Annotated in this window: 19 protein-coding genes; 4 read left to right on the plus strand and 15 right to left on the minus strand. The window is 61.8% G+C overall.

All coding sequences use genetic code 11. The features are described from left to right. Nucleotides 1–177 precede the first annotated feature (177 nt). The 4 genes from pssA to V6766_RS13415 all read right to left on the minus strand — a co-directional run bounded on the left by pssA (nt 178) and on the right by V6766_RS13415 (nt 5,566). A complete protein-coding gene (pssA, locus tag V6766_RS13400; RefSeq protein ID WP_448467173.1) occupies nt 178–1,062 on the minus strand; it encodes a CDP-diacylglycerol--serine O-phosphatidyltransferase in 885 nt (294 codons plus the stop codon). Next, a complete protein-coding gene (locus V6766_RS13405; RefSeq protein WP_448467175.1) occupies nt 1,062–1,760 on the minus strand; it encodes a phosphatidylserine decarboxylase in 699 nt (232 codons plus the stop codon). Before V6766_RS13405 ends, pssA begins: the two co-directional genes overlap by 1 nt. Nucleotides 1,761–1,958: 198 nt before the next feature. Continuing rightward, nucleotides 1,959–3,845, minus strand: coding sequence for an ABCB family ABC transporter ATP-binding protein/permease (locus V6766_RS13410; RefSeq protein ID WP_448467177.1), 1,887 nt, complete (start codon nt 3,843–3,845; stop codon nt 1,959–1,961). Nucleotides 3,846–4,099: 254 nt separating this feature from the next. Then, on the minus strand, nt 4,100–5,566 hold the full coding sequence (locus V6766_RS13415; RefSeq protein WP_448467179.1) for a LysM peptidoglycan-binding domain-containing protein: 1,467 nt from the start codon (nt 5,564–5,566) through the stop codon (nt 4,100–4,102). A gap of 173 nt (nt 5,567–5,739) precedes the next feature. Here V6766_RS13415 and V6766_RS13420 point away from each other — a divergent pair, with 173 nt between their 5' ends. Further along, complete coding sequence (locus V6766_RS13420; protein WP_448467181.1) at nt 5,740–6,360, plus strand: LOG family protein; 621 nt, start codon at nt 5,740–5,742, stop codon at nt 6,358–6,360. A 6-nt stretch (nt 6,361–6,366) separates the two neighbouring features. On the opposite strand, the gene rarD is transcribed toward V6766_RS13420, so the two are convergent. From rarD to cysS, 5 genes are all read right to left on the minus strand, one after another. Next, a complete protein-coding gene (gene rarD / locus V6766_RS13425; RefSeq protein WP_448467183.1) occupies nt 6,367–7,299 on the minus strand; it encodes an EamA family transporter RarD in 933 nt (310 codons plus the stop codon). A gap of 102 nt (nt 7,300–7,401) precedes the next feature. Further along, the gene (gene cimA, locus V6766_RS13430; RefSeq protein WP_448467185.1) at nt 7,402–9,021 is read right to left on the minus strand and encodes a citramalate synthase; all 1,620 of its coding nucleotides are present in this window, start codon (nt 9,019–9,021) and stop codon (nt 7,402–7,404) included. Nucleotides 9,022–9,070: 49 nt separating this feature from the next. After that, nucleotides 9,071–9,541, minus strand: coding sequence for a GFA family protein (locus V6766_RS13435; RefSeq protein ID WP_448467187.1), 471 nt, complete (start codon nt 9,539–9,541; stop codon nt 9,071–9,073). Further along, nucleotides 9,531–10,022 carry a GFA family protein gene (locus V6766_RS13440; protein WP_448467189.1) on the minus strand — a complete coding sequence of 164 codons (492 nt, stop codon included), beginning with the start codon at nt 10,020–10,022 and terminating at the stop codon, nt 9,531–9,533. The genes V6766_RS13435 and V6766_RS13440 overlap by 11 nt, the downstream gene beginning before the upstream one ends. 199 nt (nt 10,023–10,221) lie before the next feature. After that, a complete protein-coding gene (gene cysS / locus V6766_RS13445; protein ID WP_448467191.1) occupies nt 10,222–11,922 on the minus strand; it encodes a cysteine--tRNA ligase in 1,701 nt (566 codons plus the stop codon). A gap of 401 nt (nt 11,923–12,323) precedes the next feature. On the opposite strand from cysS, the gene V6766_RS13450 reads away from it, so the two are divergent. From V6766_RS13450 to V6766_RS13460, 3 genes are all read left to right on the plus strand, one after another. Continuing rightward, on the plus strand, nt 12,324–13,031 hold the full coding sequence (locus tag V6766_RS13450; protein WP_448467193.1) for an outer membrane protein: 708 nt from the start codon (nt 12,324–12,326) through the stop codon (nt 13,029–13,031). Nucleotides 13,032–13,351: 320 nt separating this feature from the next. Then, complete coding sequence (locus V6766_RS13455) at nt 13,352–14,056, plus strand: outer membrane protein (RefSeq protein ID WP_448467195.1); 705 nt, start codon at nt 13,352–13,354, stop codon at nt 14,054–14,056. A 158-nt stretch (nt 14,057–14,214) separates the two neighbouring features. After that, the gene (locus V6766_RS13460) at nt 14,215–15,366 is read left to right on the plus strand and encodes an MFS transporter (RefSeq protein WP_448467197.1); all 1,152 of its coding nucleotides are present in this window, start codon (nt 14,215–14,217) and stop codon (nt 15,364–15,366) included. Here V6766_RS13460 and V6766_RS13465 read toward each other — a convergent pair whose 3' ends face one another. From V6766_RS13465 to alr, 6 genes are all read right to left on the minus strand, one after another. Further along, nucleotides 15,367–15,930, minus strand: coding sequence for a DUF1349 domain-containing protein (locus V6766_RS13465; RefSeq protein WP_448467199.1), 564 nt, complete (start codon nt 15,928–15,930; stop codon nt 15,367–15,369). Nucleotides 15,931–15,943: 13 nt separating this feature from the next. After that, a complete protein-coding gene (locus tag V6766_RS13470; protein ID WP_448467201.1) occupies nt 15,944–16,687 on the minus strand; it encodes an SDR family NAD(P)-dependent oxidoreductase in 744 nt (247 codons plus the stop codon). A 20-nt stretch (nt 16,688–16,707) separates the two neighbouring features. Then, nucleotides 16,708–18,198, minus strand: coding sequence for an amidophosphoribosyltransferase (purF, locus tag V6766_RS13475; protein ID WP_448467203.1), 1,491 nt, complete (start codon nt 18,196–18,198; stop codon nt 16,708–16,710). A 51-nt stretch (nt 18,199–18,249) separates the two neighbouring features. Further along, on the minus strand, nt 18,250–18,840 hold the full coding sequence (locus V6766_RS13480) for a CvpA family protein (RefSeq protein ID WP_448467205.1): 591 nt from the start codon (nt 18,838–18,840) through the stop codon (nt 18,250–18,252). 66 nt (nt 18,841–18,906) lie between these two features. Next, nucleotides 18,907–20,313, minus strand: coding sequence for a DNA repair protein RadA (gene radA, locus V6766_RS13485; RefSeq protein ID WP_448467207.1), 1,407 nt, complete (start codon nt 20,311–20,313; stop codon nt 18,907–18,909). A 24-nt stretch (nt 20,314–20,337) separates the two neighbouring features. Continuing rightward, on the minus strand, nt 20,338–21,504 hold the full coding sequence (gene alr / locus V6766_RS13490; protein WP_448467209.1) for an alanine racemase: 1,167 nt from the start codon (nt 21,502–21,504) through the stop codon (nt 20,338–20,340). Nucleotides 21,505–21,526: the final 22 nt, after the last annotated feature.

Consider the following 21,526-nt stretch of genomic DNA (forward strand, 5'->3'; position numbering starts at 1 on the left):
AAAGCGACAGAGAGGGGTATGGGCATAAGCCCCAAGCTCCGAATTTGCCGAAAGGGTTCACCCCTCTCTGCCCCTGTCGGGGCATCTCTCCCTCAAGGGGAGAGATTATAGGCGGCAAGGCTTTCGGGCGTAACTGGCGTCCATCAGAGCCGGCGCGGTTTTATGTCGAGCGGCGCATCAAATATCCAGATCGAGCCGGTTCTTGCGCGGCAAGTCGTCGTCCTCGTCGTCCTCGGTGTCGTCCTCCATGACCAGCGTGCCGTATTTGCGGTGCCAGGCGCGGGCGCCGAGCGGCAGGCTGAGCAGGTAAAGCACGGAGCCGACGATCATCACGTGCCATGTATAGGCAAAGAGCAACGCCACCGAGACCACGGCGAGCAGCATCATCGGCAGTGCGAAATCGCGCCGGACGGTGAAGCCGAGGCTCTTGCCGGACCATACCGGCAGGCGGCTGATCAGCAGGAACCCGATGAGTACGGTATAGGCGGAGGCGGCGAGCGCCACGCTTGAGTCGCGCTCCACGCCGAGAAAACCGAGATAGACCGGCAACAGCATAATGATCGCGCCGAGCGGCGCGGGGACGCCGACGAAATACTCGCCCTGCCAGCTCGCCTTGCGCTTGCGGTCCGCCATCACGTTGAAACGGGCGAGACGGAGCGCCGCGGCAATCGCATAGGTAAGTGCCGCGATCCAGCCGAGCGTGCCGCCGTCATTCAGCAGATAGGTATAGGCGACAAGAGCCGGCGCGATGCCGAAATTGACGATATCGGCGAGCGAGTCCATCTGCTCGCCGAATTTGGAGGAGGCCTTCAAAAGCCGCGCCAGCCTGCCATCGACGCCGTCCAGGAAGGCCGCGATCAGCAGCATGGCGACAGCCTTGGGAAACTGGCCGTCGATCGCCATCCGGATCCCCGAAAGCCCGGCACAGATCGCGAGCACGGTCACCAGATTGGGAATGATGAGCCGGAGCGGTATTTCGCGGAGGCGAGGCCCACGACCGGATTTGTCGGTCGTGGGCTTCACCCGTGGCTCCAGCGCACGATCCTGGCTGCCTTCATCCATCAGATTTTCCGTCCGACGGTCGGAAGATCAAAACCGCCGAAGCCGGCCAGCACGGTCTCGCCGGCCGTCGCCATCTGGCCGACGGCAACGCGAGGGGTGGCGGTCGTCGGCAGGTAGACGTCGAGCCGCGAACCGAAGCGGATCAGGCCGAAGCGCTCACCGGCATCAAGCACATCGCCGTTCTCGGAGAAGCACACGATCCGGCGGGCGACGAGGCCCGCGATCTGCACCACGCCGATCAAACCGTGGCCGGTTTCGATCACGAGGCCGTTGCGCTCATTGTCTTCGCTCGCCTTGTCGAGTTCGGCGTTGAGGAACTTGCCGGGCCGATAGTGGATGCCGGTGATGCGGCCGGCCGTCGGCGCGCGGTTCACATGGCAGTCGAACACGTTCATGAACACGCAGATGCGCAGCATCGGCTCGGCGCCGAGGCCCATTTCGGCCGGCGGAATTTCCTCGCTGATCGCGGAGACGCGGCCATCGGCCGGGCTGATCACGAGATTGTCGTCCTGCGGCACCACCCGATCGGGATCGCGGAAGAAATAGGCGCACCAGAGCGTGGCGATCAGGCCGATCCAGAACAGCGGCTGGGCAATCCATCCAAGGATCAGGGTCGCCACCAGAAAGATCGCGACAAAACGATAGCCTTCCTTGTGGATCGGGGCCATCGAATGCCGGATGGAATCGATAATGGTCATTGGTCCTCGCTTACAGCATCGGCCCGAAAATCGGAATCGATTTTCGGAAAGCACGATGCGTAGATTCAATAGTTTAGAGCGTCATTTGTGCATCCGAATGGATGCACGGCGCTCTAATTGCCCGGTACTCACGGGCGACAATACAGGCTGCGCACGGCCTTGGGAACACGGCCGTGCGTCGGTTTTGCGGCGGTCCTGTCAGTTGGCGGGGTCGAGCCGCATGATCACGCCCATATCGTCGCTCTCGCGCACCTTGCGCAACTGCTCCTCGGCAAGGGTCGCCTCGCGCTGGCGCTCCCACATCTGGGCATAGAGCCCGTTCCGGGCGATCAGGTCGTCATGCGTGCCGCGCTCGGCGATCTCGCCGCGCTTGAGCACGATGATCTCGTCGGCGCCGATAACGGTGGAAAGCCGGTGGGCGATCACCAGCGTGGTGCGGTTCTTCGAGACCACGTCGAGCGCCGCCTGGATTTCGCGCTCGGTATGGGTGTCGAGCGCGGATGTCGCCTCGTCAAGCACGAGGATCGGCGGGGCCTTGAGAATGGTGCGGGCAATCGCCACGCGCTGCTTCTCGCCGCCCGAAAGCTTCAGACCGCGCTCGCCGACCTGAGTGTCGAAACCCTCCGGCAATTGCCGGATGAAATCGCCGACCTGTGCGAGCTCGGCGGCCGCATTGACCTCCTCGTCGGTCGCAGACGTGCGGCCGTAGCGGATATTGTAGGCGATCGTGTCGTTGAACAGCACGGTATCCTGCGGCACCATGCCGATCGCCTCGCGCAGGCTCGACTGGCGCACCTCGCGCAGGTCCTGCCCGTCGATGGTGATCGCACCCTCATTGACATCGTAGAAGCGGAACAGGAGGCGCGAGATCGTCGACTTGCCCGCGCCCGTCGGGCCGACGATCGCCACCGTCTTGCCGGCCGGCACCTCGAAGGAAACGCCCTTCAGGATCGGGCGGGACGGATCATAGGAAAAATGCACGTCCTTGAAGGCGATCGCGCCCTGGCGGATCTGCAGGTCCGGGGCATCTGGCTTGTCGGTGATTTCGAGATCTTCCTCGAGAATATCGAACATCTGCTCGATATCGGTAAGACCCTGTCGAATTTCGCGGTAGACCGATCCGATGAAGTTGAGGGGAATCGCGAGCTGGATCAGCATGGCGTTGATGAACACGAAGTCGCCGATGGTCTGGGTGCCGTTCTTCACCGAGATCGCCGACAGCACCATCATGATCGTCATGCCAACGCCGAAGATCACGCCCTGGCCGAAATTGAGCCAGCCGAGCGACGTCCAGATACGGGTCGCCGCGTTCTCATAGCGCGCCATGGAGGCATCGAAGCGATGCGCCTCCATCTTCTCATTGCCGAAATATTTGACGGTCTCGTAGTTCAGAAGCGAGTCGACGGCCTTGGTGTTGGCGTCGTTGTCGCTGTCGTTCATTTCGCGGCGGATGGCGATGCGCCAGTCGCTGGCCTTGATGGTGAACCAGACATAGAGCACGACCGTGACGGCGGTGATGGCGAGATAGTCGAAGCCGTAGCCCCACCAGAAGATGATCGCGACCAGGAAGAATTCGAGCACGGTCGGCAGCGTCGCGAGGATCGTGAAGCGCACGATCGTCTCGATGCCCTTGGTGCCGCGTTCGATGATGCGTGACAGACCGCCGGTCTTGCGCGAGAGATGAAAGCGCAGGGCGAGCTGGTGCATGTGCACGAAAACGCGGTGGGCAAGCCGGCGCACGGCATACTGGCCGACGCTGGCGAACAGCGCATCGCGCAACTGGTTGAAGCCGAGCTGGCCGATGCGCGCGAGATTGTAGAACAGCACCAGCGTGACCGCGCCGAACAGGACGGCGGGCAGGATGGTGTTGATCTCCAGCTCGCCGGTCAGCGCATTGGTCGCCCATTTGAAGGAGTAGGGGACGAGCAGAAGGATGAGCTTTGCGACCACCAGCGCGATGGTGGCGAGAACCACGCGACGCTTCAGGTCCGGACGACTTTCCGGCCAGATATACGGCCACAGATTGATGATCGTCTGAAGCGGATTGGATGAATCCGCTGACACGGTTTTACCGCGATCTGCCATGCTAGTCCCCGCGCTCAAGGCCTTAAGGCCGAGCCGAAATAAGAGAAGTATCAAAATGAAAGGCGCCCCGCGGGGCGCCGCTTTCACCGCGACATAAGGTCGCCGCGGAGATATTGCAATGGCCGCGGGCCGAAACCAATTGCGCCGGCGGCGGGCCGTTTTTCGCATATCGCCGGGCGCGCTGTCTGTCTCGGACTGGCGCTGGAGCGGCGAAAAAAAGCGCGGTCAGCGATTTCCGGGCCGCATTTCAGCTTCTATTGGTCGCCCGCCGGCAGATGGTATTCCGGGCCGATCGGCATGCCCTCCAGCAGGCGGCGGTGGATCGTTTCGGCTTCCCCGATCGGCAGCGGCTCCTTCGGCACGGAGAAGACCTGGCCGGGCAGGATCAGGTCCGGATTGACGATCTGGGGCTCGTTCGCGAGGTATATCGTCGTGTAGCGCACGCCGCGTCCATACATGCGCCGCGAGATGCGCCACAGATTGTCGCCGCGGCGGATGATCACAGCATTGTCGCTGCTTTGAAGCTGCGGCTGGGTGAAGGTCTGGCTGCCATCCTGCTGCTGTTCGCCGCTGGTCGCCGGCGCGCTGGAGACCGCCGCCACCTGGTCGCCGGGTGGGCGATCGAAGGGCACGACGGCGCGGGCGACGACCTGACCATTCTCATCGAGCATATCGACGCGGATCGTGTGCAGGCCCACTGAAACGTCGATCTCGGCGTCGAGAACGTAGTTGCCATCGACATTCACCTCCGCATCGCCGATCAGCGCGTCATCGATATAACCGCGAATCGTGGCCCCCTGCGTGCCGCTGCCCGCCACAAACAGCCGGTTGCCTTCGATTTCGACGGCCTTGATGCTGACGAGAGGCGCGGCCTGTTCGCCGCCATTCCGGTTCGTCTTTTCCGCGTCGGTCTCGACGGTAACCGTCTGAAGCTGGGTCTCTTCCTGATCGCCGCCGTCATCCGTTTGCGAAACATCCTGGTTGGAGGCCTGTTCGCTGGAGCCGGTCTGCTGGGTGTTCCCGCCCGTCGAGCCTGCGTCGGCCGAGGCCGTGTCGCCGCCGGCATTCTGCTGCGCGGATGGCTGGCCGCCATTCTCTTGCTCTTCGGTTCCCGCATCCTCGGCGCGCGCAACGACGGCGCCTTCGGGTGCCTCTTCCTCGCCATCCGGCGTGGCGATGATTTCGGAGGCCTTGCCCGGCTCGGTGATCAGGGCCAGCAGGTCGCCGTCCGGGGTCTCGGGGATCGAGATCGTCGCGGTCTGCAGCGATCGGGCGGTGCGCCCGTCGGGCATGGTGACATCGAGGTAGATGAGATGATCGCCGGGCGTCAGCGGCGTTTCGATGATGGCGACGAAATCGCCGGAATCGCCGACACTGGAAGAGGCGACAACGGTGTCGCCCTCCTTGACGTCAAGCATGCCAAGCGGCTCGGCGGCGCCTGCGATCACGGCCGTGCCATCGGGCTCCACGCGCAGCACGTCGAAGGTGGGGATGCGCAGGCCCGTCTGCTGCTGCTCTTCGTTTGCGTCACTGTCGCTGTCGGGGCTGCTCGCGCTCTCGCCGGATGCGTCCGCGGGTTCGCTCTGCTCGGTCTGCGGCGCGCTGCCTTCCGTGGTGCTGCCGGTCTCGCCGCCATCCTCGCGGGTAAAATAATAGAGGCCCGCCGCGATGAGAACGAGCAGGATGACGGCGATGACGATACCGGACCGGTTATTTTTCATTCAGAGCTCCGAAGAGGCGACGACGCCAATTGGCTGAAAACGCTAGCCATAGTGCCGGATATATACAAGAGTTCATTGGCTGTCTCGGCAAAGCGTGAACAGGGTAAATCTGCGATTGTGTTCGAAATGCAATGAACTTGACCTGTCGCGGGCTAATGGGATTGATTGACGTCATGAAAAAACAAGACAAACCGATTCGCAGCATCTGCGTCTATTGCGGCTCTCGCCCAGGGGCTTCGCCCGAATATATGCGCGCCGGCAAGGCGCTTGGCGCTGCCATCGCGACGGCCGGTTACGGCCTCGTCTATGGCGGCGGAACCAAGGGCATTATGGGCGCCGTCGCCGAGGGCGTGCTGGAAAATGGCGGCCACGTGCTCGGCATCATTCCGGAATTCCTCGTCGACATGGAGGCGACCCGAGACCAGCTCGAGGCGCTCGACGAGCTCATGATCACGCCGAACATGCATGTACGCAAGCATACCATGTTCGAACGGGCGGACGCCTTCATCGCGCTTCCCGGCGGGATCGGCACGCTTGAGGAGATCGTCGAGATCATGACCTGGGCGCAGCTCGGCCGCCACGCCAAGCCGATGATCCTCGGCGATATCGGCGGCTTCTGGCAGCCGATGATCGAACTGCTCGATCACATGCTGAAGGAAGGCTTCCTCCACACCAGCCATCAGGTGCGCCCGCAGCTCATCGCCAATGTCGAGGATATGATCCCGGCGATCGAGGCCGGCTGGGCGGAAACGGCCGACGACGACGGCGACGCCCGGATCATCGGCAAGATGTAGGCATCGCTATTCGGCCGGCGCGGATGCCTTGCGTCTGCGCCTGACCATGGGCGCGGTATAGATCACCAGCGCCACCCAGATCAGCGCGAAGGCGGCGAGTTTAACGGGCTCCAGCGGCTCGCGGAAGATCAGGACGGCGATCAGGAAGATCACGCTCGGCGCGATATACTGCATGATGCCGATCGTCGAAAGCCTGAGCAGCTTGGTCGCGTTCGCATAGATCAGCAGCGGAATCGCGGTGACCGCGCCGCAACCGATCAAGAGCAGCGCCGTGACCGGCGAGCGCAGGAAATGTCCGGCGCCGGTCGCTTCCAGATAGATTATGTAGCCGAGCGCCGGGCCGCTCAGCACCAGCGCCTCCAATGTAAAGGCGGTGGTGCCTTCGACCGGCATGACCTTGTGCAGAAACGCATAGAGCCCGAAGCTGAGCGGCAATGCCAGGGCGACCAGCGGCAGGCGGCCGAGTTCCACGGTGAGGATGACCACCGCCGCGAAGGCGAGGGCGACCGCGATCATCTGACCGCGCCCAAGCTTTTCCCTGAGGATCAGCGCCGCGAGCGCGATCGAAAACAGCGGGTTGATGAAATAGCCAAGGGCCGCGTCCACCGTCTGGGCGGTGCTGACCGCATAGATATAGGTGCCCCAGTTGAGCGTGATGAACAGGCTGCACAGAACCACAAGCGCCATCATCTTCGGCTTGCGCAGCACGCCGGCAACGGTGCGCGACTGGCCGGAATAGGCGACCATCGCGCCGGCAAACGGCAGTGACCATACGATCCGGTGCGCCAGAATTTCGTCTGCTGGAAGATCGGTGACGAGCTTCAAATAAAGCGGCAGCACGCCCCACATCATGAAGACGGTGAAGGCGAGGACGAAACCCTTGGGGGTATCGCCCTGCGGCGCGGGCGCTTCCTGGGCGGCTGGGATTTCGGTGGACATGGTGTTTCCTTGAAGTCTTTTGCCCAAACGCAATAGACCTTCGTTATCGCCGCCGCCACACGAAACTTGCGATCAAACCATCAAATGAATTGAACGAACCGCCTATTCCGCTGCAGCGCGGCCGGCGAGCTTGCGGTTTTTCATCAGCTTGAAGGTGATCGAATCCATCAGTGCCTGGAACGAGGCGTCGATGATGTTTTCGGAAACGCCGACCGTCCACCACCTGACCCCGTCATCATCGACGCTTTCGATCAGCACGCGGGTGATCGCCTCCGTGCCGCCATTGAGGATACGCACCTTGTAGTCGGCAAGCTTGAGGTCGGCAATCTCGCCCTGGAACTTGCCGAGGTCCTTGCGGAACGCCTTGTCGAGCGCGTTGACCGGGCCGTCGCCCTCCGACACCGACATCACCCTGCGGCCGTCGATCTCGAGCTTGACCACGGCCTCGGATACGGTCTTCACCCGGCCATGGCTGTCATAGCGTCGCTCGACCATGACCCGGAAACTGTCGACATGGAAGAAATGCGGCACGCTGCCGAGCTCGCGCAGCGCCAATAGCTCGAAACTGGCGTCGGCGGCTTCATAGGCATAGCCCATGGCCTCGCGCTCCTTCACGATCGCAATCAGCTTGTCGAGCCGTGGATCATCTTTGGCAACGGAAATGCCGAGCCGATTGAGTTCGTTGATGAAATTCGATTTTCCGCCCTGGTCGGACACCATCACCCGGCGGCTGTTGCCGACGGCCGCCGGATCGACATGCTCGTAGGTTTTCGGATCCTTCAGCAGCGCCGAGGCATGAATGCCGGCCTTGGTGGCGAAGGCCGACGCGCCGACATAGGGCAACTGCGGATCCGGCGCGCGGTTCAAAAGCTCGTCGAAGCCGTGGGAGAGGGCGGAGAGTTCGGTCAGCCCTTCGGCATCGATGCCGAGTTCGAACCGGCTGCTGTAGCGCTCCTTCAACGCCAGCGTTGCGGCGAGCGTGATGATGTTGGCATTGCCGCAGCGCTCGCCGATGCCGTTCAGCGTGCCCTGCACCTGCCGCACCCCGGCGCGCACGGCGGCGAGCGAGTTGGCAACCGCCTGTCCAGTGTCGTTATGCGCATGGATGCCGAGATTTTCGCCCGGAATGCCGCTGGCGATGACATCGGCGATGATTTCCGCGATCTCGTCCGGCTGCGTGCCGCCATTGGTGTCGCACAGCACCACCCAGCGCGCGCCGGCATCATAGGCGGCCTTGGCACAGGCAAGCGCATAGGCGGGGTTGGCCTTGTAGCCGTCGAAGAAGTGTTCGCAGTCAAGCAGCGCTTCCTTGCCGGACGCCGCCACGGCGGCGATGCTGTCGGCGATGCATTCGAGATTGTCCTCGTTGGAGATGCCGAGCGCGACCTTGACGTGATAGTCCCAGCTCTTGGCGACAAGACAGACCGCGTCGCCCGCAGCATCGATCAGCGCGGCAAGGCCCGGATCGTTGGAGGCCGAGACCCCGGCGCGCTTGGTCATGCCGAAGGCCGTCATCTTTGCCCTGCCGGTGCGCTTTTTCGAGAAGAACGCGGTATCGGTGGGGTTCGCGCCGGGATAGCCGCCTTCGACATAATCGATGCCGAAATGGTCGAGCATGTTGGCAATCGCGATTTTGTCCTCGACCGAGAAATCGACGCCCGGCGTCTGCTGGCCATCGCGCAGGGTTGTGTCGAACAGGTAGATGCGTTCGCGGTCTGACATTGTCGGGTCTCCATCCCTTGGGGCCTTTGCGGCCGTTCTTATGGGTCTGTTATGCGTCCGTGCCGTCTTCGGGCGGCCATTGGGGCGTGTCGTGGTCGGGGTGCTGGCGCGAGACAACATCGCTCTCTTCCACCGTCTGTGGGCGTCCGGGCTTTTCGAACAGCGTGTCGATCCAGGGCAGGCGGCAGTCGTGATTGACCTGGATCTGCGGCTCGAAATGCTCCGGCGCGTCAAATGCGCCGATCGCGAGCTCGATGCCTTCCTTGTACTGATAGGTCAGCGGCGTGCCGCATTTTTCGCAGAACCCGCGCAGGAAGCCTTTCGAGGAGCGGAACAGGCTCGGCTTGCCGCGCGTCCATACCAGATGGGCGAAATCGGCGGTCACCAGCGCGCTGAAGAAATTGCCGAACGCCTTCTGGCACATCCGGCAGTGACAGATCGACGGCCGACCGAGATGGCTTGCGCGAAATCGCACAGCGCCGCACTGGCAACCGCCGGAAAAACTGCGTTCATCGCTCATCGCCACGCTCCTTCGGCCAATGGTCTGTGTCGTGATCGGGATGCTGACGATTGCTCCCAGCCACGCCTTCCGTTCCACCTGGAAGGTCGGAACGGTCGGTGCCGCGTTCGGGAAGGCCGGGCAGGGCGGCAAAGAAGGCCACCCGACCCTCGACGCCATCCTGCGTTGCCGGAACAATCGCGGAGGGATTATCCAGACTGCCAAGCGTCACCGAGACATGATCGCCGCCCTCGGTCATGAAGAACAGCGGCGTGCCGCATTGCTCGCAAAAGCCGCGCTTGACATGCTCGGAAGAAAAGAACCAGTGCGGCGCGCCGCGCGTCAGCGAAAACGCGTCGTTGTCCGCGCTCGCCAGCGGCATAAAATAATTCCCCGCTGCCTTCTGGCACATGCGGCAGTGACAAAGATGCGGCGTCGCTAGCGAGCCCTCGACCCGATACCGCACCGCCCCGCACTGGCAACCACCGGAGAAGGTCGTCATGGTCGACCTCCCAGGATGAGTGTCGGGGCAGGCAGCGCCTTGCCGGGGATAGTGCCCTTCCTCTCGGAGTCATGCTCGGGCTTGACCCGAGCATCCAGGCCACTCGGAAAAAGCTTCCTGGATCCTCGGGTCAAGCCCGAGGATGACACGCCGCTAGGGTGCATCGGGATTGATGCGAGGAAGAGGCCAGCGTCAGTCTTCACCGCTTCACCTCCCATGTGGTGATGCGCTCACCGGTTTCCTTGTCTTTTGAATCCTTTAGATGGATTCCCTGAGAGGCGAGTTCATCGCGGATCCGGTCGGCTTCGACCCAGTTCTTGTCGCGGATGAAGGCGAGGCGCTCGGAGATTCTGTCTTGGATCTTTCTCTTTGATGTATCAGGATCGGATTTATTAAAGCTAAGAACGCCAGGCTTTATTTCGACAACCTTTATATTATCTGGAAATGTGTCAGAGACAGAGTAAGGGATACTATTTGCTTGTGCGACACGATTTTCTTCGGCGATTACGACGAAGGAATCGATTATGTCCTTTTCCTTGATATCGGGATCGAGAAGATATTCATAACGGAAAAGTTCAATTTGATCGAACTCCATAAACCCGAATTCAATCAGAGTTTTCAGAAGTATTTTTGCTGAAGAAATGTGTTTGTCAGCACTCTTTCCGAGTTCTCTTAAGCGCGCTATGGCGTTGTGCGTATCGAGGTCATTCTTCAATAAGTCAACGAATATGGTATCGACGTTTATGTTCTCTTTATCGAGCTGTTCAGATACGAAATCCTTGGTGCTCCTATTTGTATCTAGTGCTCGATGATGCTCTAAATAAATCGCCTCTAACTCGGCGAGTGAGTATGCCCAATCCGCCAAATCCTTTCTGGCTGATTGCAGCGAAGAAACGGTCCAGTCGATGGGCTCATGATAGTTCGTCTTCAGCATCGCAAGTCGGAGAACACGACCGGCCCACGCTCTCCCGCCGAATTTCTTCGTCTCCAGTAACTCTTGGATCGTCACGAAATTGCCCTCGGATTTCGACATCTTCCGGCCTTCCACCTGCACGAAGCCGTTATGCATCCAGACGTTCGCCATCACGTGGTTGCCGTGGGCTGAGCAGGATTGGGCGATTTCGTTTTCGTGGTGGGGGAAGATCAGGTCGAGGCCGCCGCCGTGGATGTCAAAGGTCTCGCCGAGATGCTTTTCCGACATCACCGAGCATTCGATATGCCAGCCCGGGCGGCCGTGGATCGCGACGGGTCGGCCGTCGACCGTGAACGTGCCCTCCCAGCCGGGCTCGTCGGCGGCGCTTTCCTTCCACAGCACGAAATCGGCCGGGCTCTTCTTGTGGCTTTCCACCGCGATCCGGGCGCCGGCCTGCTGGTCTTCGAGGTTGCGGCGCGACAGCCTTCCGTAATCGGGCATGGAGGGCACGTCGAACAGCACCTCTCTGCCTTCCGGTCCTTCCGCGACATAGGCATTGCGCTTGTCGAGAAGCGTCTGGATCATCGCCACCATGCCGTCGATATGGTCGGTGGCGCGCGGCTCGACGGTGGGCGGCAGCACGCCGAGGGCAGCGATATCCTTGTGGAACTGGTCGGCGGTCTTCTCGGTGACGGCGCGGATCGCCGCGTTCAGCGGCAGGTCGGGATAGTCGCGCTTGGCCCGCGCGTTGATCTTGTCATCGACGTCGGTGATGTTGCGGACATAGGTGACGTGGTCCTCGCCATAGAGATGGCGCAGCAGCCGGTAGAGCACATCGAACACGATCACCGGGCGGGCATTGCCGATATGGGCGAAGTCATAGACCGTCGGCCCGCAGACATACATGCGCACGTTGTCCGGATCGATCGGCTCGAAAGCCTGCTTCTCGCGGGTCAGCGTATTGTAGAGTCTGAGGGCATTGCCCATGTCGTCTCTCCCGAAATCCGTATTGGCGATCGCAACATATGCTTACGCCCCGAAGCCGGGTCGTCTGTCTGTGGTGGATTTTCAGGACAAGAACGGCCGGCCAGCGAAGCGCTAGCGAATAATGATGCAGATCGTGCAGATGGCCGTGTTCATGCGCGGAGTTATGCCGGGAAGGACGCAGGGCGTCAAGCCTGTCGGCATGATTCGTAAGGCCGAAGATATAAAAGAAATTTGTAATGTTTATCTTCGTAATATTAAATATAATAATAAATATTGTTTTTCATATATTTATATATAATCCAATTTCATGAAATCTAAAAAAGAAATATAAATTAATAATTAACCATAATATATAACTATTGTTTTCATTATTTCTTGGATGGGAAAGAAGGGGAATTGCAATGTTCAAGGGAGTGATGATCTGCACGGGGGTCTTGTTTTCGGCCGTGGCAGTTCAGGCTGCGGATGTCGTGATTGCGCCTGCGCCAGTTCTCGACGAAATCACTGTGAGCGAGCAAAGCGGTTTCAAGTGGACCGGGTTCTATCTCGGCGCACTTGCCGGATACCACTGGACCGATACCGATGTTGATACCTGGCGTCTGGTGGACAGGGATCTCCAGCTCGACAACTGGCTGGCCGGCGGGTTCTTCGGGGCCAATTACCAGTTTGAAAACAATATCGTTCTCGGCATGGAGGGTGAGTTCGACTATGCGGACGGCGTCAGCGGCGAGAACCTCCAGGTCATCATCGCCGGCGTGCCTGAAAACGCGACTGGCGATTTCGACTTTGGCTGGGGCGGTTCGCTCAGGGGCCGGCTCGGTTACGCCATGGACCGGACCCTGATCTATGCCACGGCCGGCGGCGAGGTGGCCACGGGCAGCGTGACCGGCAGTGCGCTGAGCTATTCACTGGACACCGGTGAGAAGGTCATGTTCGGCTGGACGGCCGGGGCGGGCATCGAACAGGCGTTCACCGATCACCTGTTCGCTCGGCTGGAGTATCGGTACTCCTATTATCCGAAGGTCGACCACAGTTTCAGTTGGGACCCGAATTTCAGCATAAGCGCAAACCAGAGCCTGCTGAAAGCCAGTCTCGGCTACAAATTCTAGGCCTGACCGCTCCTCGCATTGGCTGGAACGCAGGGCGGTCGCGTCCTGCCGGTTGTTGCTGCCGGGCGTCATCTCTGGCCCGGCAGATTTGCGCCGCGACCGCGTTCGCACAGGCGAACATCGATTTAAAGTAGTATATCAGGAGGGTTTTACTTAAGGTAGAGTTCATAATTTCTTTTTATTAATCAATAAGATAGATATGTATGTGTGTCTTTCATGCACCAGTGACTGCTTTTCCGAAAATAATAATCTAATTTAAACTATACTAATGCACTCTGCGCTCTACCTTTTAATCTGGAAGAGCAACAGGGGTGCATAAAATGATCAAGCGAATTTCAATTCTCGCGGCGGCGTTCGTGCCCGCCATCGGTGCTCAGGCGGCTGACGTGGTTTATACGCCGCCGGTCGTAGAGGATGTCGTAATTGTTGAACAGCCGGGCTTCACCTGGACCGGCTTCTATCTGGGTGCTGCCTTCGGTTATCACTGGACGCAGGCCAATGCCGATACATATCGACTGCTCGATAGCAGTTTCGATTTCGACAACTGGGTGGGCGGGGCCTTCTTCGGTTACAATTACCAGCTCTCGAACGATGTCGTCGTCGGTGTGGAAGGCGAAGTCGACTACTTCGGCAATTCGGACGATCAGTCGGTTCAGGTGATCATCAGCGGCGCGCCGGAACCGGCGGTCGGCAAGTTCGAGCGTGGCTGGGCCGGTTCGCTGCGCGGCCGGCTCGGCTACGCCATGGACCGGACCCTGATTTATGCCACGGCAGGCGGCGAAGTTGCCAGCGGCAAGGTGGTTGGTTCGACCGCGCTTTATTCGCTCGACACCGGCGAACAGGCGATTCTCGGCTGGACCGTCGGCGCCGGCATCGAACATGCCTTCAACAACAACCTGTTTGGTCGCATCGAGTATCGCTACAGCGATTTCCCGAAATACGACAAGAGCTTCAGCTGGGATCCCAATTTCAGCATGGATGCATCGCAGAGCGTCGTGAAGGTCGGTCTCGGCTACAAGTTCTAGCGCCGAAGGATCTGGATGATCAGGCGGATCACCGTGATCGCCTGATCATCCCAGCCTTCCGATGAAATACGGTTGGCAGCCGCGCCGGAGGGCGGGTTGCGTGGCAGAGTGATCGGGCGATAATGGTTGCTCGTGAATCACTTGCCACAGGTTCTCCTTTGCCAAATCCGCTCACATTCCGGCTGCGGCTTGCCGCGTTGGTTATCGGCGTCTTTCTGATCGGCGCCAATTCGTTCATCCTCAGCCCGATCCTGAGCGATGTCGCCGCATCGCTGAACACCACTGCCGTGCCTATCACCTGGTCGATCTCGGCTTTCGGTGGGGCGACCGGCCTCTCGGCCTTTTTTCTTTCTGGCATGATCGACCGGTCCGATGCGCGGCTGGTGTTTTCAGCGGCGTTTATCGTGATGGCGCTCGGCTTTGTTGGCTCGGCGGCGACGCCGGTCTGGCAGGGGCTCGCCGCCGGTCAGGCGCTGGTCGGCGTCGCGACGGGCATCCTGCTGCCGGCGATCTATTCGGAGGCGGTGCGGATCGCGCCGGAAGGCGCGGGCGCGCGCTCGCTTGGCATCGTGCTGTCGGGCTGGTCTCTTTCCCTTATGCTTGGGGTGCCGCTCTCCGCGGCGCTCAGCGACATGCTGGACTGGCGCACCGCCTATTTCGCGCTCGGCGGCATTGCCGCGCTGCAGGCCGTGGCCTTTGCGATGTTCAAACCTTCCCGACCGGTTGAGGCCGGCCGCGTGAAGGGGCCGGCCAGGCTCCAGGTGTTGCGCATTGCCGGGGTCCGCAGCCTGCTGGTCACCTGCCTGTGCTTCATGAGCGCCTTTTATGGCGCTTATGCGCTGCTCGGCCACCATATGCGCGAGACGCTGGGCATCAGCGCCTCGGCGGCCAGCATGGCGGCCCTGACCTATGGCATCGGTTTCGGGCTCGGCGGCGTCGCCGCGCGGCATGTGGATCGCCTCGGTCCGGCGCGGGTGTTTCCCTATATCCTGGCATGTTCCAGCGTGCTCTACCTCGTGCTGGCCTTTGCCACGCAGGCATTCTGGAGTGCGCTGCTGGCAACGCTCGCTCTGGGATTCTTCAACCATTTCGGGTTGAACCTGACCGTGCTGCGCCTGGCGGGGCGCAATCCCGCTGCGCGCGGCATTCTGATCGGCTTCAATATCACCGCGACCTATATCGCCGTGTTCTGCGGGCCGTTGCTGATGAGCGCGCTTTATGCGGCGGATGGTTTCGGCGCGGTTTCGCTGATGGCAGCGGCTCTGGTTGCGGTCGCCGTGATCCTGAACTGGCGCATCCGCGGGATCTGATCAGTCGTGAAGCTGCCGCGCGATCGGCGGCCCGACCTCGAAGGCGCTGAAGCGCACCTTCAGCCCGGCGCGTTCCGGCGTGCAGGCGGTCATGCCGACAAGGGCATCGGCGGCGGGGAAGGGGCAAAGCCGCGCCATCTGCCATTTTCCGTCGCCGAGATGAAACTGGACGCGGACGGCATCGCCGTGCCGGGTGAGGCGGATTGAAACCGGCGTTTCCGGTCGTGCCGAATGAAGCGGAATGACGGACCAATCGGAGACGTCGCGGGTCACGACCGTCGAAAAATGCATCAGGCCGTCGGTGAACTCGATCCCGGCCTTGATCCAGCAGGTCTCGTCGATCCTCAGCATGATGCCGGCCTGATCGTAAAGCGCCTGATAATCGGCGCTGACGGTGAGGCTGGCGGAGAAATCGCCGGTCACCGGTTCCAGCCAGGCGTGGCCGCTGTCGCGGGTAAAGCCGTAGAAGGTCTCGCGCCAGAAATCGGTCGCCTTGTCGGTAACAAGCGTCAGCGATGCGCCATCCGCGGACCACTCGGCCGGTTCGTTCAGCCATTCGCGCATCGCCCGGCCCCCCTTATTGCGGTAGCTGATAGTCCTTGAGGCGATCCTCGCGGACGGAATAGAGCTTGCCGCTTTCGGTGAAATCCGGCCGCGTCAGCCCCACGATCTTGGCCGCCACCTCGCTTGGATGCGGCAGCGTCATCGGGTCTTCGCCGGGTGCCGCCTGGGCGCGCATGGCGGTGCGGGTGCGGCCGGGATCGACGCTGTTGACCTTGAGCCCGGTATGGGCGGTTTCGCCGGCCCAGGTGCGGGCCAGGGCCTCGACGGCGGCCTTCGAGGCGGCATACGGGCCCCAGAACGGGCGGCAGGTGTGGGCGACGCCGGAGGAGAGCAGCACAGCGCGCCCGGCATCCGACTGCGTCAGCAACGGTTCCAGCGAACGGATCAGCCGCCATGTCGCGGTCACGTTGACGGTCATGACCTGTTCGAACACCTTCGCTTCCACATGGGCGAGCGGCGAAACGACGCCGAGCACGCCGGCATTGGCAACCATGATGTCGAGCTTGCCCCAGCGCTTGAAGATCGAGCCGCCGAGCCGGTCGATCGCGCCCATGTCGGCGAGATCCATCGGTACCAGCGTGGCCGAACCATTGCCATCGGCCTTGATCGCGTCGTCCAGCTCTTCCAGCCCGCCAACGGTGCGCGCGCAGGCAATCACATGCGCGCCTTCGCTGGCAAGGTTGAGCGCGGTGAAATAGCCGATGCCGCGGGAGGCGCCGGTGACGACGGCCAACCGCCCTTCAAGTGGTTTGGACATGATATGCTCCGGAAGTGTTTTCAGCCGTTGCCGGCCAGAAGCTCGACCCTCGAAAACTCGCCCTCATGCTCCTTGTCGAGCAGCCGGGTCGGGTAATCGCCGGTGAACTGGTGATCGGTGAACTGCGGCAGCGCGTTGTTGCGCTTCTGACCGCCGACAGCCTCATAGAGCCCATCGAGCGACAGGAACTGCAGCGAATCCGCGCCGATGAAGCGGCACATGTCGGCAAGTGTCTCGTGATTGTTGGCGAGCAGCTTGTCGCGGTCCGGCGTGTCGATGCCGTAATAGTCCGGATAGTAGATCATCGGGCTCGCGACCCGGATATGCACTTCCTTGGCGCCTGCCTCGCGCAGCATCTGCACGATCTTCACCGACGTGGTGCCGCGCACGATCGAATCGTCGATCAGCACTACCCGGGCGCCGGCAATCACCGCCTTGTTCGCCGAATGCTTCAGCTTGACGCCGAAGGCGCGGATCTGCTGCGTCGGCTCGATAAAGGTGCGGCCGACATAGTGGTTGCGGATGATGCCAAGCTCGAACGGGATGCCGCTTTCCTGGGCATAGCCGATCGCGGCCGGCGTGCCGCCGTCTGGCACCGGCACCACGACATCGGCCTCCACCAGCGCTTCCTTGGCAAGGTTGAAGCCCATATTCTTGCGGGTCTGATAGACATTGCGGCCGCCGACGATCGAATCCGGGCGGGCGAAATAGACATATTCGAACAGGCAGAGCCGTTCCGGCTGTTTCAGCGCCGGCTTGCGGCTGTCGATAGAGATCGTGCCGTCTGGCTGCACTTCGCAGATCACGACTTCGCCGTTTTCGACATCGCGGATGAATTTCGCGCCGATAATGTCGAGCGCGCAGGTCTCCGAACAGAAGATCGGCTTGCCGTCGAGTTCGCCCATCACCAGAGGGCGGATGCCGGTCGGATCGCGCGCGGCGATCAGCTTGGTGCGGGTCATCGCGATCATCGAATATCCGCCTTCCATCTGGCTGATCGCGTCGATGAAGCGGTCGGACGAGGTCTTGGCGCGCGAGCGGGCGATCAGGTGCAGCACCACCTCGGTATCGGAGGTCGACTGACAGATCGCGCCGTCGGAGATCAGCTTGCGCCGCATCGACAGACCATTGGTGAAATTGCCGTTATGTGCGATCGCAATGCCGCCGACGCCGAGTTCGGCAAACAGCGGCTGGACGTTGCGCAGCACGGTCCCGCCGGTCGTCGAATAGCGCACATGGCCCATCGCCATCGAGCCGCTGAGGCTCTCCAGCATGGCGGGATCGGTGAAGTGGTCGCCGACGAGGCCGAGATGGCGTTCGGAGCGGAACTGCTGGCCGTCATAGGACACGATGCCCGCCGCCTCCTGGCCGCGATGCTGCAGCGCGTGCAGGCCGAGCGCGGTGAGCGCGGCCGCATCGGGGTGGCCCAGAATGCCGAATACGCCGCATTCCTCATGCAGCGTATCGTCATCAATGCTGAAATCGTCGCTCACTTCAAAACTGGTGCTCATCATCTGGTCCGGATAAGGCGGGGCAGGGGGCCGCTGTAAATTCGTCTCGACTTATATAGCCTTGGTCGAAGCCTGTACATCGGGCGGAAGGATCACAATCGTCTTACCATCGATTTCGGCCACCACGCGGCCTTGCGCGGGCACAAGATAGGTCTCGATCTCTTCGCCGCCCGGCAGAAGGGCCTCGAGCTTGTCGGCCAGTATATCGAGCAGCGGCTTGGACTTCGCGTTTCTGATCCAGTCCGGGCTCTGCGCGTCGCCGACCAGCCAGTTCCAGAAGGCAACGGCGACAGCGAGAATGAGAATACCGCGCAGCAGGCCAAAAACGAAACCAAGCGACCGGTCGAGCACGCCGGCGCGACTGTCGATAATATAGTCGGCAAATCGCGTTGTAACCAGCGAAAGAAGTAGTAGCGCCACCAGAAAGATAATCGCGAAGGCGCCGGCCATCGCCAGACGCGGGTCGCTCAGCAGGTTTTGAAGCGGCGGGGCGAGATAGGGATAACCGAGATAGGCGATCACGGCGGACAGGCCCCAGGCCAGAAGCGCCAGAATCTCGCGGGAAAATCCCCTGACCATGGCCAGAAGCGCGGAAAACAGAACGACCAAAACGACGATAAGGTCAAACAGGGTCACTGGCATTCATTGCTCCGCTCGTCTTTCGGCCTTGCCTGCGGCCAGATTCTGGTTGGACCGACGCCGGAGAACTCAAAAGTCGCCGTCGTCATTCGTGCGCTCCAACCGTTTGCCGCCTGCAATTTCCGCCACAAGCTCCGGTAGAGTCTCGAATCCTTTTAACCCGTTTCCCGTGACTGTTGCAATTTCAACCGTGCCGGACGGAAGAACGGCACTGGAAAAGCCGAGTTTCGCGGCCTCCTTCAGGCGCTGCACGGCGTGGGCGACGGGTCTGATCGCGCCGGACAGGCTGATTTCGCCGAAATAAACAGAATCGGCGGGCAGGGCAAGGCCGGCGAGCGACGAAATCAGGGCGGCCGCGACCGCGAGATCGGCGGCCGGCTCGGTAACGCGGTAGCCGCCGGCGACATTGAGATAGACATCGTGGCTGCCGAGCCTGACGCCGCAATGGGCTTCGAGAACAGCAAGGATCATCGAAAGCCGCGCCGAATCCCAGCCGACAACCGCGCGCCGCGGCGTGCCGAGCGAGGTGGGCGCGACCAGCGCCTGGATTTCCACCAGCACCGGACGGGTGCCTTCCATGCCGGCGAAAACCGCAGCCCCCGGGGCCTTCTCGTTGCGTTCGCCGAGAAACAGTTCGGAGGGATTGGCAACCTCGCGCAGGCCCTTGTCGCCCATTTCGAACACGCCGATCTCGTCGGTCGCGCCGAAACGGTTCTTGACGGTGCGCAGGATGCGGTAATGGTGGCCGCGCTCGCCCTCGAAATAAAGCACGGCATCGACCATGTGCTCGACCACGCGGGGCCCAGCGATCTGGCCTTCCTTGGTGACGTGGCCGACCAGCACCATGGCGGCGCCGGTCTGCTTGGCAAAGCGGATCATCGCCTGCACGCCGGTGCGCACCTGCGTCACCGTGCCGGGGGCGGCTTCCGCCATGTCGGACCAGAGCGTCTGGATCGAATCGATGATCACGAGGTCGGGCCGGTCGCCATGGGCGAGCGTCGCCAGGATGTCCTCGACATTGGTTTCGGCGGCCAGCAGCACCTGGGCGTCGGCCGCGCCCAGCCGTTTTGCCCGAAGGCGCACCTGCGCAATCGCTTCCTCGCCCGAGACATAGATCACCCGCTGGTTCTGGCGCGAGAGGGCAGCGGCCGCCTGCATCAGCAGCGTCGATTTGCCGATTCCGGGATCGCCGCCGACCAGCACTGCCGAGCCGCGCACGAAGCCGCCGCCGGTGACCCTGTCGAGTTCGGCAATCCGGCTGTGGATGCGCGGCGCTTCCTCGCTTTCGCCGTCAAGCGGCACGAGGGCGACGGGACGGCCCTTCTTCGGCGAACGGGCGGGACCGCCGCCGATTCCGGCGGTCGGGTTTTCCTCGACGATCGTGTTCCACGCGCCGCAGGCATCGCAGCGTCCGGACCAGCGCGGCGTGACCGATCCGCAATTCTGGCAGATGAACTGGGTTTTCGGTTTGGCCAAGGTCTCGTCTTTTCGGGAGCGGTTTCAGTCCGGCTGGATATAACGGCGGTTATAGCGCAAGCCAAGGGAGGTCAGCAATTCATACCCGATCGTGCCGGCCGCCGCCGCCGCATCGTCAAGCGCGATATTGGGGCCGAAGAGCTCGACGTAATCGCCCGCCCTGACCGCGCCTTCGGGCAGATCGGTAATGTCGAAAATTGTCATATCCATGGTGATGCGGCCGAGGATCGGCACGCGATGCCCGGCGATAAAGCCCATACCGCCTGAGGGAACGGCCTCGCGCAGCGGCACGCCGGTGCCCGATTTGGCGCGCAGATAGCCATCGGCATAACCCGCCGAAACGATGGCGAGCCTGCTGTCGCGATCAAGCTGCTGGGTCGCGCCGTAGCTGACATTTTCGCCTTTCTTCGCAAACCGCGTCTGAATGATTCGGGCTTCCGCCGTGGCGGCCGGCTTCAGCCGTTTCGAAGCGCCCGGCGCCGAATCACCGCCGTAAAGCGCGATGCCCGGTCGGGTCAGATCGAAATGATAATCCTCGCCGAGCAGGATGCCGGCGGAGGCGGAAAGGCTTGCCTCAATCCCCTCGAAGGCATTTGCGACATCGCGGAAGCGCGCCAGTTGCTCGCGGTTCATCGGGGAGGCCGCATCATCGCCGCAGGCGAGGTGGGAGAGCACCAGAACCGGCGAAAAGCTCGCCGGCCGTGCGCCGTCGGCGGCAAGCCGCATCGCGTCGTCATGGGAAAGGCCGAGCCGGTTGAAGCCGGTGTCGACCTGCAGCGCGCAGGGGTAATCGCCATAATCCGCGATCGCGGCGAAGAAGAAGGCGAGCTGTTCCTCGCTCGCCACCACCGGCACGAGGCCGTTTTCGAAGAACACCGCCTCTGTGCCGGGCCACATGCCCGAAAGCACGAAGATCCGGGCGTCTGGCGCAAACCGCCTGAGCGTTGCGCCTTCCTCCGGCACGGCCACGAAGAAATCGGCAGCACCCGCCTCATAGAGCGCCTCGCCGACATCCTCGATGCCGAGCCCGTAGCCATCGGCCTTGACCACCGCGCCGGCGCGGGCCCTGCCGGAAGCCGCGCGCATAGTCCGCCAGTTGCTGACGATCGCCGAGAGATCGACCGTCAACCGGGCAGGGGCGGCATCGAAACCGATCTCGGTCTCCATGAATTCATTCGAATATTCAGTCATGAAACTGCCGTTCGTTGCGTTG

This window comes from Martelella sp. AMO21009, from assembly GCF_053484295.1.